Below are 15,909 nucleotides of genomic sequence, written 5' to 3' on the forward strand. Positions count from 1 at the left end.
GGTCAGCCGGCAACGGCCGACCGGGCGGGAGCGTGTCCGGTCCTGAGCGTGCCAGCGGCGTGCTCCACCTCCGCGAAACTGCGGGCGGGCGACTCGGCGGCCGCGCCGTACGGTGGGCAGGCCGGCAGACCCGCCGTGGTGGAGGCGGCCGGAAGGGTGAACCACACGACCTTGCCCGACTCGCCGTCCGGCCGCACACCCCAGCTCTCGCTGAATGCGGCGACCATCGCGAGACCACGTCCGCAGGTCGCGGAGGAGTCGGCGTCCCGCACCTCGGGAAGGCGCGGGTCGTTGTCGTGCACCGAGACCGTGAGCCGGTCGAGCAGCAGCTCGATCTCCACGGTGCACAGCTTGTCGGGCACTGCGTGCCGGTGGACGTTGGTCAACAGCTCTGTCACACCGAGCGCGGCCCGGTCTATCAACGGATCCAGATGCCAGTAGCGCAATTGCGCAGATACGATTCTGCGGACCTGGCCGATCCGCGACGGCAGGGCTTGGAGCTCTACCGTGCAATGCCTGCTTGGCTGGCTGATCACGGCTGCGACTCCCCGAATTGAGGTCCGGAAGAAGACGGAGTACGGATCCAGCAAGCGGCCTGCGCGCAAACGACCGCCTGCGGTTGGTGCCCGGCGGGCTGGTTCGCAGCGTTATCGCCGGTAAACCCAGAGTGACGTGAGAACAGCGTGACGCAGGAGGTGCGGTCTCGCAACTCGCGGTGTCCCTGGCGGTGCCTTTGGTGACCGGACCGACAACGTGAGGGCTCTCAGCGCCCGCGCCCCGCCGCCTTGCGCACGGCCTCGATGAACCGGCTGGCCGCCGGTGGGCCCGGTTCCCCCGGAGCCGGGTCGTGGTCCCCCAGAGTCAGCAGATAGCGCGTGCCGTTGACGTCCGCCAATGCCCGGTCGTCATGGGCGAACCAGGGCTTCGACGCCCGGACCGCCTGCACCGGCGCGCTGTCGATCTCGCTGCCGTAACTGGTCAGCAACTCCAGCCTGCCGTCGCTGATCCGGACCTGTCCGGCCCGGGTGAGCGAACGCAGCCTCTTTCCGATCCGCACGCCCGTGGCCGTGAACTCCGGCTCCGCCATGTGCCCCGCCCCCTTGTGCGCTTCGGTCGTGCCCCGCCGTGATCCGGGAGGATCCCGCTCCAGTGTGCATCCCCGCCCGGACCGGCGTCCCATGCGGTGCAGTCTGCCCGCCTTCGGTGTCGAGCACCAGTGCGCACGACGACGTCACGGGTGTTCTCCGGCGCACTCGCGCGAATGCGCCCCCCACCCTCCGACGCAGGCTGCGCCAGGGGTTCCTTTGAGGTGCTCAAAGGTGTGTTTATGCAGGTGAGAAGCGTGCGGAAGGTGCATATGATCGAGGTGTCCGACCGCGTGAACCGGCGTCGGCACAACCGAAGGAGCCCCGCCGTGACCACCCCACAGCAGGCCCGCACCCATGAGCCGATGGCCACGCTCGATGTCGATCACAGCGACGCGGAGTACCGGCACTGGCTCAAAGAAGCCGTACGGAAGGTCCAGGCAGACTCGAACAGATCGGCCGACACCCACCTCCTGCGTTTCCCGCTGCCCGAGGGATGGGGCATCGACCTCTACCTCAAGGACGAGTCCACCCACCCCACCGGCAGCCTCAAGCACCGCCTGGCCCGCTCGCTGTTCCTGTACGGCCTGTGCAACGGCTGGATCCGCCGAGACCGCCCCGTCATCGAGGCGTCCAGCGGCTCCACCGCCGTCTCCGAGGCGTACTTCGCGAAGCTGATCGGGGTGCCCTTCATCGCCGTCATGCCCCGCACGACCAGCCCCGAGAAATGCCGCCTGATCGAATTCCACGGCGGACAGTGCCACTTCGTGGACGACCCGCGGACGATGTACGCGGAGTCGGCGGCCCTCGCGGCCGAGACCGGCGGGCACTTCATGGACCAGTTCACGTACGCGGAGCGGGCCACCGACTGGCGCGGCAACAACAACATCGCCGAATCGATCTACCGTCAGCTGGAGTTGGAGCGCTACCCCGAACCGGCCTGGATCGTCGCCACCGCGGGCACAGGTGGCACGTCGGCGACCATCGCCCGGTACGTGCACTACATGCAGCACAACACCCGTATCTGTGTGGCCGATCCGGAGAACTCCTGTTTCTTCGAGGGCTGGACCACGGGCGACGCGGACGTCACCACCGACTGCGGGTCGCGCATCGAGGGCATCGGCCGGCCGCGCATGGAACCGAGCTTCGTGCCGGGGGCCATCGACCGGATGATGAAGGTGCCGGACGCGGCGAGTGTGGCCGCCGTGCGGGCACTGGAAGCCGCCATCGGGCGCAAGGCGGGGGGCTCGACCGGTACGGGGTTGTGGAGTGCGCTGAAGATCGTGGCGGAGATGGTGGCCGCGGGGCGGACGGGGAGCGTCGTCACGCTGCTGTGCGACCCCGGGGACCGGTATCTGGACAAGTACTACTCGGACGAGTGGGTGGCCGGTCAGGGGCTGGACATCGAGCCGTACGCCGCGGCGATCTCGTCGCTGTTGGCGACGGGGGTCTGGCCGGATTGAGGAGTTCGCTGCGCGTGCGACTGCGTCTGCGGGCGCGTCGTGGCTGGTCGCGCGCACGCGGCGGAGCCGCATGATGTAACAGCCCCGCGCCCCTTCAGGGCGCGTGCGTGGGGCTCAGCCGCCGGTCCAGCTTCGTCACCGCGTCGCGGAACGCCCGGCCCAGGCCCGCTCGGCCCAGCTTTATCGCGAGGCGGAACGGTGCCGTTCCGTCGGCGGCCCAGGTCCACTGGACTCTCGTACCCGTGCCGTCCGGGGTGAGGCGCCACTCCTCCACGAGGGCGCGGGTGCCGGGAGCGTTCGTCACGTCGATGCGGTAGGTGTAGACCTCCGAGGGCTCCGCCGCGAGGATCGTCTCCTCGAAGCGTGTCCCGCCCTTCAGCCGGACCTGCCGTCCGGTCCCGTCCTCGGTCGGGCGGGCCGCTCTCACCGCCGAGAACCACTCGGGCCAGCCGGTCACGTCCTCGGCCAGCGCGCGATAGACGGTCTCGGGAGGCGAGGCGATCTCTCTCGCGAACACCAGACGCAGGGGAGCGGTCTCGACGAAGTCGAGTCCCACCGGACGCAGTCGGTGTGCCATGTACGGACCTCCTCGCGGGAACAAACGGGGAACGAATCCGAACGCAGCCCCACAACGCGGCGGTTGACGAGGCATCGTCACCATAGCTGGCGGTCTGTCAGATGTCTGTACCGCCCACAGATGCCCCGCCGCGGTACGGCGTCCGCCTCCGTCAGGCGTCCGTCTCCGTCTCGCTCTCGTCCTCGGGCTCTCCCGCCACCACCAGCCGCCGCAGATGCTCGGAGATCTCCGCGCGCGCCCCGGCGGGCAGCCCGTCGTCCGTGACCAGCGTGTCGATCTGTTCCAGCGCGGCGAACGAACTCAGGCCCACCGTGCCCCACTTGGTGTGGTCCGCGACCACGACGACACGCCGGGCCGACTGGACGAGGCGCCGGTTGGTCTCGGCCTCCGCCAGGTTCGGTGTCGACAGGCCGGCCTCCACCGATATGCCGTGCACACCCAGGAACAACACGTCGAAGTGGAGCGCCGCGATCGCCTGGTCCGCGACGGGCCCCACCAGTGAGTCCGACGGCGTGCGCACACCACCGGTCAGTACGACCGTCGCCGCTCCCTGCCGCTGCCCCGAGGTGCGCTGCGCCGCGTGGAAGACATCGGCCACCCGTACGGAGTTGGTCACCACGGTCAGATCCGGCACGTCGAGCAGCTGATTGGCGAGCGCGTACGTCGTCGTGCCGCCCGACAGGGCGATCGCCGTGCCCGGTGCGACCATCGCCGCGGCGGCCCGCGCGATGTCCTCCTTGGCGGTCAGCTCCAGACCCGACTTGGCCTCGAAGCCCGGCTCGTGCGTGCTCGCCTCGACCACCGGGACCGCGCCGCCGTGCACCTTCTCCACCACGCCCTGGCGGGCGAGCGCGTCGAGATCGCGTCGGACCGTCATGTCCGACACGCCGAGTTTCCTGGTGAGTTCGTTGACGCGGACGCCGCCGCGCCGCCGGACCTCGTCGAGGATCAGAGCGCGCCGCTGCTCCGCGAGGAGGTTCTGATTCTCACTCACGTCCGCTCCGGTTCCCTTCGCCTCGACACGTCCGGCATGTCCCCGAACCCCCTCCGACAAGGACATTCACCCTCACCTCCGGTCCATGGGATGCCCCATCCTCGCATGGGTCACCGCAGGTCGCGCCACTGCCTGTGGCGACGCGCGCACGTCACGCTGCCATCTTCCGTGCGTCACTGTCACACGGATCGGGGAGATTCCGTGACGAGTGGTGCGCAACGCTCCCGGAGGCGGGATCCTTGTACCTGAACATGACACGTGCCGTACGGGCATCACGGGGGAAGCAGAACAGTGGAGCGTCCACAGAGGCATGCCTCGCCGCACGAGGTGCACGAGGCGCACGATTCCGAGCGACGGCCCGCGACGGCCGACACCGCACTCGAACTGCTGGTCCACGGCGTCGGCGGTACGACGCCCCAGGAGATGCTGAACGATCCGCGCACCGTCCGGATCACCGGCGACGACACGGCCGCCGTCTTCCGCCGCGCCGACGACGTCGAAGCGGAGAAGGAGGCGGCGAAGCGACTCGACGAGGACCGTGGCAAGCCGGTCCCCGAGGCGTACGTCTGGTGCAATCTCACCTCCGGCAACGGCTCCCGCGCGCTGTGGCTGCTGCTCCTGCCGTTCATGGTGGTCAACCTCGCCCACTGGATGCGGCCCACGGTGCGGGACAACCGGGTGCGGACCGTACGGCTCTACGGCCTGCTCGTCCGCCTCGCCGGCCTGACCCTCACGGTGCTGCTGGTCGCCGCCGCCTGCGAGGTCGCCCTCGACCTGGCCGCCTGGCAGTGCGCGGGCACCAGCGGGTGCGCACAGGAGCACTCCTGGCTGGGGTTCCTCTCCCCGGCCGGCCCGGACGCCGGCTGGTGGAGCCTGCCGGGCCGCCGGCTCGCCCTCGCCGCCCTGGTGCCCGCGGCCCTCACCGTCCTCCTCTGGTATCTCTCGCACCGCACCTGGAGCGCGTACGAGTCCCAGCCGCCGATCGAGTACGGGGCCGAGTCCGACGATGAGGCGGGCCGGGCCGGGCTCGGGCGTCCGGGCTTCTGGTACGGGCGTCGGCTGGTCGCCCGGCTCCGCGCGGCGCACACCGCCGCGGGCCTGCTGACGATCGTCGCGGCGGTCGGTACCTCCGCCGCCCGCTACGACCGTGAGCCCGGCGGGCCGCTCGCCCTGGAGGCGCTCGGCCGGATCGTGGAGGCGTCGCTCGTGGTGGGCGGGGTCCTCGTGGTGTGGGTGGTCTGCCGCCGCGGCCGCAGTGAGCACCGGCTCGACCGGCACCTCGACGCCGCCCTAGTGCGCCTGCTGCCCATCGGCTCGCTCGCTCTGCTCGCCCTCACCCTCCTGTACGCAGGCTGGTCGCGCCCGGAGTGGAGGTCGGACGGCCGGCTGCCCGGCGGCGACGCGATCTTCGGCGGCATCGCACTCGTCCAGTGCCTGCTCGTGATCGTGCTCGGTGTGGTGGCCCACCTCCTGTACCGCGCCCACCCGGACCCCCGTACCGCGATGCGCGGCCTGGCCGGGCCCGCCGTCGCGATGCTGGCCTGCGCCCTGGGCGGCGTCATGTCCGGCGGGGTGGCCCAGCGCGTCGCCGACTGGCTGGACGGCACCGGAGGAACGATCGAGGGCCCGCCCGTCCTGCTGACCTGGCAGGCCTCGGTCATCCCGCCGTTGCTGATCGTTCTGCTGGCCCTCGTCGGCTGGCTGGCCAGGCGCACAGTGCAACTGCGCCGCATCGAGACGGCCGCGGTGGAACTCGACTACCCGAAGGAGCCCGCTGACGCCGAGCGCACCCGTCGCATCGCCCGCATGCGCGCCATGGCCGCTCTCACCGACCGGGCGCCCCGGATCATCGGCATCACCTCCATCGTGACGCTGCTCCTGGGAGCCCTGGCACTGGTGGGCGCGATGACCACCGACGAGACCCCCGGCGTGGCCGCGCACGGTACGTACGCCGTCGTTCAGGGAGCGGCGGAGGCCGCGCAGGCGCTCGGTTCCTGGCTGATCGGCGTCGGCTTCATACTGTTCGTCACCTGGGGACGCCGCGCCTACAAGGACCCCTCCGCCCGGCGCACCATCGGCATCCTGTGGGACGTCGGCACGTTCTGGCCGCGCGCGGCGCACCCCTTCGCGCCCCCTTGCTATGCCGAGCGCGCAGTGCCCGACCTGACCTGGCGCATGGCGACCTGGACCAGCGCCGCCGAGGGCCGGCGGCTCGTCCTCTCCGGCCACTCCCAGGGCAGCGTCCTCGCGGCCGCCGCGGCCTGGCAGCTCAAGCCCTCGGTGCGCAAGCGGGTCGCGCTGCTGACGTACGGCTCACCCCTGGAGCGGCTCTACGGGCGCTGGTTCCCGGCCCACTTCGGGCCCGACGCGCTCAGCGGGCTGCACCGCGAGGTCGACTGCTGGCGCAACCTGCACCGGGCCACCGACCCCATCGGCGGCCCCGTGCGACTGCCCGGTGACTGCGGCCCCCAGGTCGACCGCGAGGCCCTGAAGGACCCGCTCGCGTACGGCCGCACCGAGGACCACCCGCTTCCCGCGCCGATCCTCGGCCACTCCGACTACCAGGCGGACCCCGCCTTCGCCGAGGAGCGGAAGAAGCTGCTCGCACGGCTCAGGCCGGAGGTACCGGGGCCGAGGGAGGACAACGGCCCCGAGGAGCCGCAGGAATCCAGGCTGGAACCGACGCCCATGTGAGGCGCGGCATCCATGTGAGGCTCGACGCCCGTGTGGGGCGGCCGATGCGGCAGGGCCTCAGGGGAGGTCCGGCAGGTCCTCCGCGTACAGGAGGGTGAGGTCGTCCTTGGTCGGTTCGGGGAGCTGGGCGACCCGCCCCGCGTGCCGCTCCACCATCGCCTCGAACGTCTGCCGCGCCGTGCGGCCGTTGCCGAACGCGGGCCCCTTCGGGATCGCCGTGAAGTACTTGATCAGCGCCTCGCCCGCACCCGGCGCGATCCGGTACTCGTGCTCCTCGGCCTGCTGCTCCACGATCCGCAGCAACTCCTCGGCGTCGTAGTCGCCGAAGGTGATGGTCCGTGAGAAGCGGGACGCCACACCGGGGTTGACGGTCAGGAATCGCTCCATCTCGGCCGTGTAGCCCGCGACGATCACCACCACCGCCTCGCGGTGGTCCTCCATCAGCTTCACGAGCGTGTCGATGGCCTCGCGGCCGAAGTCGCGCCCCGAGTCCTCCGGCGAGAGCGCGTACGCCTCGTCGATGAACAGCACACCGCCGCGCGCCCGGTCGAAGGCCTCCTGCGTACGGATGGCCGTGGAGCCGATGTGCTCGCCGACCAGGTCGACCCGGGACACCTCGACGAGATGCCCCTTCTCCAGGACCCCGAGCGAGGCCAGGATCTCGCCGTACAGCCGGCCGACCGTCGTCTTGCCGGTGCCGGGGGAGCCGGTGAAGACCAGATGGCGTCGAGCCGAGGCCGCCTTCAGACCCGCCTGCTGGCGGCGGCGGCCCACCTCGATCATGTCGGTGAGGGCCCGCACCTCGCGCTTGACGCTCTCCAGGCCCACCAGCGCGTCCAGTTCACCGAGCACGGCCGTCGACGAGCGCGCGGGCTGCTCGGGCTCCTGGGGCGCGACGAGCGGCTCCTGCTCGGTGATGCGCTGCCCAGGGATCGCTCCCAGCAGACCGGGGGCCTGACTCGTGGTCTGTACGGCGGTCTCCTGCGCCGGAGCCCGCACCCCCGCGCTCTCGTCGCTCGTGCAGTCCTCGACCACGGGTCCCGTGCCGGACGCCTGGTCGCCGCCGGCGTCCGCGAACTCGTAACCACCGCGCGCACACCGCTCCGTACGGCACTTCTTCAGCGTCGTACGGCAGCCGTCGAGCACATGGAAGCCGTAGCCGCCGCTGTCCGTGACGCGGCAGCCGTGGAAGCTGCCGCGGCCGCCCGCCGACACATAGAAGCCGGCCTCCGCGGGCGAGGTGACCGTGCACCGCTCGATGGTGGGGTCGGCGCCCTTGGTGACGATCACGCCCGTCTGGGTGCCGTCCACGGTGCAGCCGTTCAGCGTGCCGCCGCTGCCGTGGTCGCGGAACCAGGCGCCCGTCGCGGCGTCCCGGATCCGGCAGTCGTCGAGCTGTGCGGTCGCGCCGTCGCTCACCGACACGGCCGTGTTGCGGACCTGCGAGATATCACTGTCGACGACATCCGCGCGCGAGCCGCGGTCGAGGACGAACAGCGCGTCCGGCACGTCGTGCACCCGGCAGGAGTCGAGCACCACCGTCGCGCCGTCGCTGACCCACACCGCGGGGTAGTCGCCCGTACTGTCGTGGATCTCGCACTGGTTGGCGTCCACGCGCGTGCCCGGGTCCCAGACCGACAGGCCGTTGCGCCCGAACTGGCGCACGGTGGAACGGGTCATGGTGAGGACCGAGCGGGACCGCAGGTCGACAGCGTTCTCCGGGATGTCGTGGATGCGGCAGTCGGCGAGCGTCAGGACGGCGTCCGTGTCGAGCGTGATGCCGTCCGCGGTCGTACGGTGCACATCGCAGTCGGTGAGATGTGCCGTGGCCCGCGTGGTGACCTGTACGCCGCTGCCCCTGACCTCGTACACCTCGCAGCCGATGGCTTCGAGTGCGGACTGCTCGCCGGTCGCCGACAGGCCGGCGCCCGAGGTGTGGTGGATCCGGCAGCGCTCCAGACGCGGATGAGCGCCGCCGCGCACGGAGACGCCCGACTGACCGGCCGCCACGACCTCGCACTCCTCGAACACCCCGCCCCCGCCGTCCAGTACGGCGATACCGACACCCGCGGGGTTGTCCACGGTGCAGCGCCGCACTGTGGGACGCGCGCCGCCGCGCACCTCGATGCCGGCCGCGGACCGGGTGACGATCCGGATGTCCATCAGCTCAGGTGTGCCCTCCTCGACGAGCAGGGCGGGCGCGGCCGAGTCCTGTCCTTCGACGAGCAGGTCCTGGACCACGGCGGAGGCGCGCACGGTGAGCGGTACCCCGTCGACGGGCGCGATGCGCACGGAACCGGGTGAGCCCTCGGGGCCGCGCAGCGTGACCGCCCGCTGGACGACGAGGTTCTCCCGGTAGGTTCCGGCGGCGACGGTGAGGACGTCGCCGTCGGCCGCGGCCTCCAGGGCGGCGGCGAGCGATGCGTACTCACCCGTGCGGCGCCGCCACCGCGACGTACCGGTGTGCGTCACCTGGACCGTGCCCTGTGCCATGGCGCTGCTGTGCCCCCACCTCGTCGTACGCGGGTCCTGAGAGGCTCTTCCCGACACCCGGCCGCGTCAACTCCGCGCACGGGGAACAGAAACAGCCTCTCACGACGGTGCCGAACATCTCGGCCGGTCCACCGTAGCGTGCGCGGGGCCGGCCGGTTGACCGGAGCGGTGAGGCCGTCAGCTGCCCGTGCCCGTCCTGCCCCAGTCCGGGCCTGCCTGCGACCATGCCTGGTCGAGGCGGTCGTACCTGCGCCGCACCATGCGCCACACCACCAGCCGCCGGGAACCCTCGACGAGTCCCGCGCAGGCGACGGCCGTACCGAACCCGGCCAGGACCGCATGCGTCGCCGCCGTCGCCGTGTCCAGCGGTCGGCCGACTATTCGGCCGTGCAGGTCCGTCCAGACCGTGAAGTGGTCGCCGCGCTGGGGGGAGTTCAGGGCCGCCATGACCGTGTCGCGTCGCGCGGTGCCGTCGGGGGCCTTCCAGTCGGCGATGACACGAGTGTGCGAGTCACGCCCCGAGGAGGTCTCGGGATCGGGGTCCAGCGGCGTACGGTCCGCCTTCTTGATGACAGTCGCCGTCACCGGATGGCGGTCCAGCCGCTGCTCGCGTACGGACTGCTGCAGGGCGTCCTGGGCGAGCCCGCCGATCAGGACACCGACCAGAGGTGCCGCCACGAGGATCAGCAGCAGCGCCCCCAGCGCAAGCCACGCCTCGGCGAGATCCGTCGTACGCCGCAGCGGGTTGTGCCGCCAGCGCCAGAGTCCCCTGATGGCCCGCAACGTCCCGACCCCCTTCCGCGTCCGTGATAACCCCCACCGGAGTCGTTCACGCGCGGTGCCGGCGAAGAGAGAGCGAAGTCACCCCTCGCACCCGGCCTCTCATGAACTTCTCACACAGGCTCAACGGGCATGCCGGGCGTCGGTGTTCCCACGGCGAGGGCCTATTCGAGGAGCCTGACCGGATCGCCCACGCGGACCGAACCTGGGGACTCCGGCACGAGATTCTGCCCGAAGACCAGCTTGTCGCCGAATCGGCGGTGGCGGGCGAGGGTGCGCAGCGGCTCCCTGCCGCGCTCGGCGGTGTTCTGGTCGGTGGTGGTCACGACGCAGCGCCCGCACATCTTCGCGACCCGGAAGGTGACCTCGCCGATGGTGATCCGGGACCAGTCGTCCTCGGCCCAGGGGGCGGTGCCCTCGACCACCACGTTCGGCCGGAAGCGGTTCATGGGCAGCGGGCCCTCGCCGGGCCGGTCGCCCTGCGCGATCAGCGCGTTGAGGGCGTCGAGCGAGCCGAGCGTGGTGAGCAGCAGGGGATAGCCGTCGGCGAAGCTGACGGTCTCGCCGGGCCGGGCGAACGCCGGGTCGAGGGGCCTGCGGACGGCAGGGTCGTCCAGGTGTACGAGACGCACGCCGATGCCGAGATAGTCGCTGAACCAGGCGTGCGCCGAGGCGTCGGCGGCGACACCCTCCACCTTGTCGTTCCAGATCTCCACCGTCGTCGTCCCGGTCGGCTCGGGCACGCGGACGGCGAGCGGCTCACGGCCGGGCGCGGACAGCAAAATACCGCCGTCGGGCCCTTGCTCGACGGCGGACAACGCCATGCGCGGCTGTGGACGTTGGGTGACGACCTTGTCGTTCTCGTCGATCAGCACCCAGCGTCGGTCACCCGCCAGACCCCACGGCTCCACGACGGCCTCGCGCAGGGCATGCCCCCCGGCCGCCTTCAGCGGATAGACGTGGATCGAGTGCAGCACCGACTTCGACATGAGGTCATCGTGCCAGCGGACACGGACGACCTCGGCCGATTTTCCTCAGTAACCGCGGTACTGCTGGTTGTTGTAGGGCTCCTGGTACGGGGCCGGGGCGGGACGCGGGGCGGCGGGGCGCATCGCCTCGTAGCCCGTACCGCCGGCCATCGGACGCTGCGGCTGGGGAGCCTGCGGGCCCGGGTAGGCGCGCGGCGCACCGGCCTGCTGAGGGATGTACGGCGCGGCCTGTTGCAGCGGCGAGGGCTGTTGGGCCTGCGGGTAGGCGTACGAAGGAGCCTGCTGGGAGGGCGCGGCAGGCAGTGCGGGCAGTGCTGACGGCAGCGCGGGCAGGTGACTGCCCGTGTCATAGGCCGCGGGGACCCGGATCGGGGCGATCTGCGGGGTTCCCCGCTCGGCCACGAGAGAGTCGTAGATCGGAGTGTCCGGGAAGGAGGCGGAGTAGTAACCGCCGCCATAGGTGGAGCGGGGGGAGGTCATGGCACATAAGTTAAGCCCACGATGTGCTGGTTGGGGAGACCGATAAGAGGGTTGTTTTCCGTGTCGGCAGTGACGTGGGATCGTCAATGCGAGCGAACTTGGTGAAAAGGGGCGGCGTCCGGTGCTCGGTTCATGTAAAAGCCGAGTTCCGGGTGGGTTACTCGTGGGTTGGCGGTTGATCTCCCGCACCGGGTGATGGGCGTTCGCCGCTCGGGGGATTAGGTTGGCGCAGAACGGCTCAACGAACCGAATGAACTGAACATGACGAGGCGCTGTCGTGCGCGGAGACACCCGATGGGGGCGGACATGTCAATGCCTAAGGGATCGAACGTTCCGGTGCCGACGACCGGACTGCGTGTCGAGCTGGGCTGGCGGGCCGGACCGGGGGTACCCGACGCCGACGCCTCGGCCCTGTTGCTGGCTTCCGGGAAGGTCCGCTCCGACGGGGACTTCGTCTTCTACAACCAGGCGAACCACTCCTCCGGCGCGGTGCGGCACGAGGGCAAGCGGAAGGTCGACGGCCAGTTCAACGACACGCTGATCGTCGACCTCGCGCGCGTGGAACCCGGGATCGAGACGGTGGTGCTCGCCGCGTCCACGGACGGCGGCACGTTCGGGCAGGTGCCCGGGCTCTACATCCGGGTTCTCGACGCACAGCAGGGCACGGAGGTCGCGCGCTTCGACAGCGAGGGCGCGAGTGTCGAGACGGCCTTCGTACTCGGGGAGTTCTACCGGCGCCAGGGCGCCTGGAAGTTCCGCGCCGTGGGACAGGGCTACAGCAGCGGTCTCGCAGGACTGGCCACCGACTTCGGGATCTCGGTGGACGAACCGCAGCAGGCGGCCCCGGCCCCGGTGGCCCCGCCGTCCGCCCCCATGGCCCCTCCGGTCACCGTCCCGCCGGTAACGGCCGCGCCGGTGACACCGCCGCCCGCACCGCCCGCCCCGCCCACGGCCCCGGTACGCCTGACCAAGGTCACGCTCACCAAGGAGGCCCCGTCCGTCTCGCTGACCAAGCAGGGCGGCACCTCCGGTGTGATGCGAGTGAACCTCAACTGGCAGGTGCGCAAGCAGTTCTCGGGATGGCAGGCCAAGCTGGGCCGGGCCGTCGCCATGCACGCGGACCTCGACCTCGACCTGTGCGCCCTGTACGAGCTCTCCGACGGAAGCAAGGGAGTCGTCCAGGCCCTGGGCAACGCCTTCGGAGCCCTGCATCAGCCGCCGTTCATCCATCTCGACGGCGACGACCGCACCGGGGCGTCGACGAGCGGCGAGAACCTCAGCATCAACCTCGACCACACACGGAACTTCCGCCGCGTCCTCATCTTCGTGACCATCTACGCGGGGGCGCGTTCCTTCGCCGACCTGGACGCGACGGTGACCCTGCAGCCGCTCAACGGAGCGCCCGTCGACTTCTCGCTCGGCGAGTGCACGGTCCCCTCGACGGTGTGCGCGCTCGCTCTCATCACCAACACCGGCAGCGACCTCGTCGTCCAGCGCGAGGCCCGCTTCCTCGTCCCCGACCGCGGCGTGAGCCCGCAGCGCACCGTCGACTACGCGTACGGGTGGGGCATGAACTGGACGCCCGGCAGGAAGTGACCGACAGGAGCCGTCCGGTCCCGCGCGCGACCGCTCAGTGCTGCTCGGGCGCCGCGTCGGGACGGGTGTAGGTGCGGCCCTTCCAGGCCGCACCCCGCCCCCTGTAGTGCTGCACCGTGGAATCCACCGTCATGAGGAGGTACAGGAACGCGGTGACGGGGAGCGACGGGGCGAGCCAGAGCGGCTGGCGGTAGTACCGGAGCATCGGCAGGTACGTCAGGGTCATCAGCAGCCACGCGAGCCCACCGGCCACCACCGCCCCGGCGTTGCCGAGCGCGAGGCCCACGAACAGCGCCACGGGCGGCACCAGGTACACGACGGCGAGACCGGCCACCGTCCCGGCCAGCACCAGCGGGTTGTGCCGCAGTTGGGCGTACGCGCTGCGCGAGACCATCCGCCACAGATCGTGCAGGCGCGGGTAGGGGCGCACGCTGTCGACGTGTTCCGCGAGCCCCAGCCAGATGTGCCCTCCGGAGCCCTTCACCGCCCTCGCCACCGCGACGTCGTCGATCACGGCGTGCCGGACTGCGTCCGGAATCCGCGCCCGCTCGGCGGCCTCGGTACGCAGCAGGACACAGCCGCCCGCAGCGGCCGCGGTCCGCGACCCCTTCACAGCGATCCACCGGAACGGATACAGCTGCGCGAAGAAGTACACGAACGCGGGTACCACCAGCCGCTCCCAGACGCTCTCCACCCGCAGCCGGGCCATCTGGGACACGAGATCGAAGTCCCCGGTGCGGGCCGCGGCCACCAACTTCCGCAGGCTGTCCGGCGCGTGCGCGATGTCGGCGTCCGTCAGCAGCAGATATTCGGGTGCACGCGCGCGAGCCAGGCCGATGCCGTGGCGTACGGCCCAGAGCTTGCCGGTCCAGCCCGAGGGCGGCTCCCCGGGCGAGGAGAGGGTGAGCGGCAGCCCGCCGTGCAGCCGCGCCAGTTCACGGGCCAGTTCCCCGGTGCCGTCCGAACTGCCGTCGTCCACGAGGAAGATCTCGGCCCGCCCCGGATAGTCCTGCGCGAGAAGCGAGGGCAGGCTGTCGGGCAGCACGGCGGCCTCGTCCCGCGCCGGTACGACGACGCACACGGACGGCCAGTCGTCCGGCTCCCGGCGCGGCGGCAACCGCATGTCCGTACGCCAGAAGAAGCCCTGGCCCAGGAGCAGCCACAGCCAGGCGGCGAGTGATCCGACGGCGGTCCACACAAGGGCGCTCACCCGTCGCAGTCTGCCCCACCCCGGCGGCCCGTCGAGGCGGATCGTCTATGGTGACCGGGTGAAGATCGCGCTCATGGACTCCGGAATCGGACTGCTCGCGGCGGCCACCGCGGTACGCCGTCTGCGGCCCGACGCGGAGCTCGTTCTCTCCTCGGACCCCGGCAGCATGCCGTGGGGACCCCGCACACCCGAGGACGTGACGGCTCGTGCCCTCGCCGTCGCCGAGGCGGCTGCCGCGCACCGGCCCGACGCCCTGATCGTCGCCTGCAACACCGCCTCCGTGCGCGCCCTGCCCGCGCTTCGCGCCCGCCTCGAGCCGGGGGTGCCCGTCGTCGGCACGGTTCCGGCGATCAAGCCGGCCGCGGCGGGCGGCGGACCCTTCGCGATCTGGGCGACGCCCGCCACCACCGGCAGCCCCTACCAGCGTGGCCTCATCCGGGAGTTCGCCGACGGGGTGACCGTCACCGAAGTCCCCTGCCCCGGACTGGCCGACGCCGTGGAGCACGCGGACCAGGCGGGCATCGACGCCGCGATCGCCGCGGCCGCGGCACGTACCCCCGACGATGTAAGGGCCGTCGTCCTGGGCTGCACCCACTACGAACTGGTCGGCGAGCGGATCCGTGCGGCCGTGCAGCGGCCCGGTGCCGCCCCGCTCGTCCTGCACGGCTCCGCAGGCGCGGTGGCCGCCCAGGCGCTACGCCGGATCGGCGAGCACCCGGCCCCGGATGCGCCCGCCCACGGCAGCCTCACCGTGCTGCTCGGCGGACACCAGGGGACGCTGCCCGAGACCGCGTTGACGTACGACGAGGGCCGTCTGCTGCAGGCGATGAGCCCCGCCCGCTGAGCCTCCCGCCACGAAGCGGACACTTCGCGTCCACCCGGAGCAGTTACAGCCCGCAACCTGGTGCCCCCACTGCGGAACCTGAGTACGCTCTCTGGCATGAGGGACCACCCCCACGGCGAACCGGGCGCTGCCGACGCCCCGCACCCCGAGGTCTGGCACGGCCGCGCTTCCAATCGTGTGCAGTGGCTGCTCGCGAGTGGTGGTGCCGCCTGTCTGGCGCTCGGTATCGAGCTGGCCGTCGACTCGACCTGGACGTCCGGCGTCGCCCCCCTCGTCATGTCCGTGGTCGGCTGCATCGCCGCGGGACTCCTGGTGCTCTTCGGCACCCTCGCGTTCGTGCACGTCGCCGTGAAGGTCGACAAGGACTGTCTGGAGGTGCGCTGCGGCCACATGGGCCTCCCGCGCCGCCGCATCCCGCTGTCGCACATCATCGACGCCGACTTCGCGCCCCGGGTGACGCCGCGGCAGTGGGGCGGATGGGGCTACCGCTGGCGGCCCGAACAGGGGACCGCCGTGGTCGTCCGGCGCGGCGAGGGCCTGGTGCTCAGGCTCGGGGACGGGCATACGTTCACGATCACCGTGGACAACGCGGAAGCGGCCGTACGGGACATCCGTCGCCGGCTGAAGGCGGCCGCCTCGGGCACGACCCGCTGACCCAGGGACAGGTCCCGCCCCGCTGACCGCGGAAAGGGCTTCGGCGCCCC

14 protein-coding genes are annotated in these 15,909 nt (G+C 71.4%); 5 read left to right on the forward strand and 9 right to left on the reverse strand.

Annotation, left to right across the window (positions count from 1 at the left end):
* Positions 1-2 precede the first annotated feature (2 nt).
* Positions 3-536 (reverse strand): ATP-binding protein, encoded by a 534-nt coding sequence (locus tag OG718_RS46240; RefSeq protein WP_143633409.1) that lies wholly within the window; start codon positions 534-536, stop codon positions 3-5.
* A 227-nt stretch (positions 537-763) separates the two neighbouring features.
* The gene (locus OG718_RS46245) at positions 764-1,087 is read right to left on the reverse strand and encodes a hypothetical protein (protein WP_055610419.1); all 324 of its coding nucleotides are present in this window, start codon (positions 1,085-1,087) and stop codon (positions 764-766) included.
* 363 nt (positions 1,088-1,450) lie between these two features.
* On the opposite strand from OG718_RS46245, the gene OG718_RS46250 reads away from it, so the two are divergent.
* Entirely contained in the window at positions 1,451-2,548 is a 1,098-nt protein-coding gene (locus tag OG718_RS46250; protein WP_143634133.1) for a PLP-dependent cysteine synthase family protein, read from the forward strand.
* A 94-nt stretch (positions 2,549-2,642) separates the two neighbouring features.
* Here the strand turns inward: OG718_RS46250 and OG718_RS46255 are convergent, their stop codons facing one another.
* Positions 2,643-3,125, reverse strand: coding sequence for an SRPBCC family protein (locus OG718_RS46255; protein WP_143633411.1), 483 nt, complete (start codon positions 3,123-3,125; stop codon positions 2,643-2,645).
* Between the two features lie 151 nt (positions 3,126-3,276).
* Complete coding sequence (locus tag OG718_RS46260) at positions 3,277-4,119, reverse strand: DeoR/GlpR family DNA-binding transcription regulator (protein WP_306941392.1); 843 nt, start codon at positions 4,117-4,119, stop codon at positions 3,277-3,279.
* A 291-nt stretch (positions 4,120-4,410) separates the two neighbouring features.
* Between OG718_RS46260 and OG718_RS46265 the strand changes: the two genes are divergently transcribed.
* Complete coding sequence (locus tag OG718_RS46265) at positions 4,411-6,813, forward strand: hypothetical protein (protein ID WP_443055275.1); 2,403 nt, start codon at positions 4,411-4,413, stop codon at positions 6,811-6,813.
* Between the two features lie 57 nt (positions 6,814-6,870).
* Here the strand turns inward: OG718_RS46265 and OG718_RS46270 are convergent, their stop codons facing one another.
* From OG718_RS46270 to OG718_RS46285, 4 genes are all read right to left on the reverse strand, one after another.
* Entirely contained in the window at positions 6,871-9,306 is a 2,436-nt protein-coding gene (locus tag OG718_RS46270) for a right-handed parallel beta-helix repeat-containing protein (protein ID WP_328846981.1), read from the reverse strand.
* A 177-nt stretch (positions 9,307-9,483) separates the two neighbouring features.
* Complete coding sequence (locus OG718_RS46275; RefSeq protein ID WP_143633417.1) at positions 9,484-10,089, reverse strand: Rv1733c family protein; 606 nt, start codon at positions 10,087-10,089, stop codon at positions 9,484-9,486.
* 161 nt (positions 10,090-10,250) lie between these two features.
* Complete coding sequence (locus OG718_RS46280) at positions 10,251-11,075, reverse strand: MOSC domain-containing protein (RefSeq protein WP_306941395.1); 825 nt, start codon at positions 11,073-11,075, stop codon at positions 10,251-10,253.
* A gap of 45 nt (positions 11,076-11,120) precedes the next feature.
* On the reverse strand, positions 11,121-11,555 hold the full coding sequence (locus tag OG718_RS46285; protein ID WP_143633421.1) for a DUF6643 family protein: 435 nt from the start codon (positions 11,553-11,555) through the stop codon (positions 11,121-11,123).
* A 312-nt stretch (positions 11,556-11,867) separates the two neighbouring features.
* On the opposite strand from OG718_RS46285, the gene OG718_RS46290 reads away from it, so the two are divergent.
* Entirely contained in the window at positions 11,868-13,151 is a 1,284-nt protein-coding gene (locus OG718_RS46290; protein ID WP_328846982.1) for a TerD family protein, read from the forward strand.
* Positions 13,152-13,185: 34 nt separating this feature from the next.
* On the opposite strand, the gene OG718_RS46295 is transcribed toward OG718_RS46290, so the two are convergent.
* A complete protein-coding gene (locus OG718_RS46295; protein ID WP_328846983.1) occupies positions 13,186-14,361 on the reverse strand; it encodes a glycosyltransferase in 1,176 nt (391 codons plus the stop codon).
* 58 nt (positions 14,362-14,419) lie between these two features.
* Here OG718_RS46295 and OG718_RS46300 point away from each other — a divergent pair, with 58 nt between their 5' ends.
* Positions 14,420-15,205 (forward strand): glutamate racemase, encoded by a 786-nt coding sequence (locus OG718_RS46300; RefSeq protein WP_328846984.1) that lies wholly within the window; start codon positions 14,420-14,422, stop codon positions 15,203-15,205.
* A gap of 96 nt (positions 15,206-15,301) precedes the next feature.
* Positions 15,302-15,859, forward strand: coding sequence for a hypothetical protein (locus OG718_RS46305; protein WP_143633427.1), 558 nt, complete (start codon positions 15,302-15,304; stop codon positions 15,857-15,859).
* Positions 15,860-15,909 lie beyond the last annotated feature (50 nt).

Source organism: Streptomyces sp. NBC_00258, from assembly GCF_036182465.1.
Taxonomy (GTDB): Bacteria; Actinomycetota; Actinomycetes; order Streptomycetales; family Streptomycetaceae; genus Streptomyces.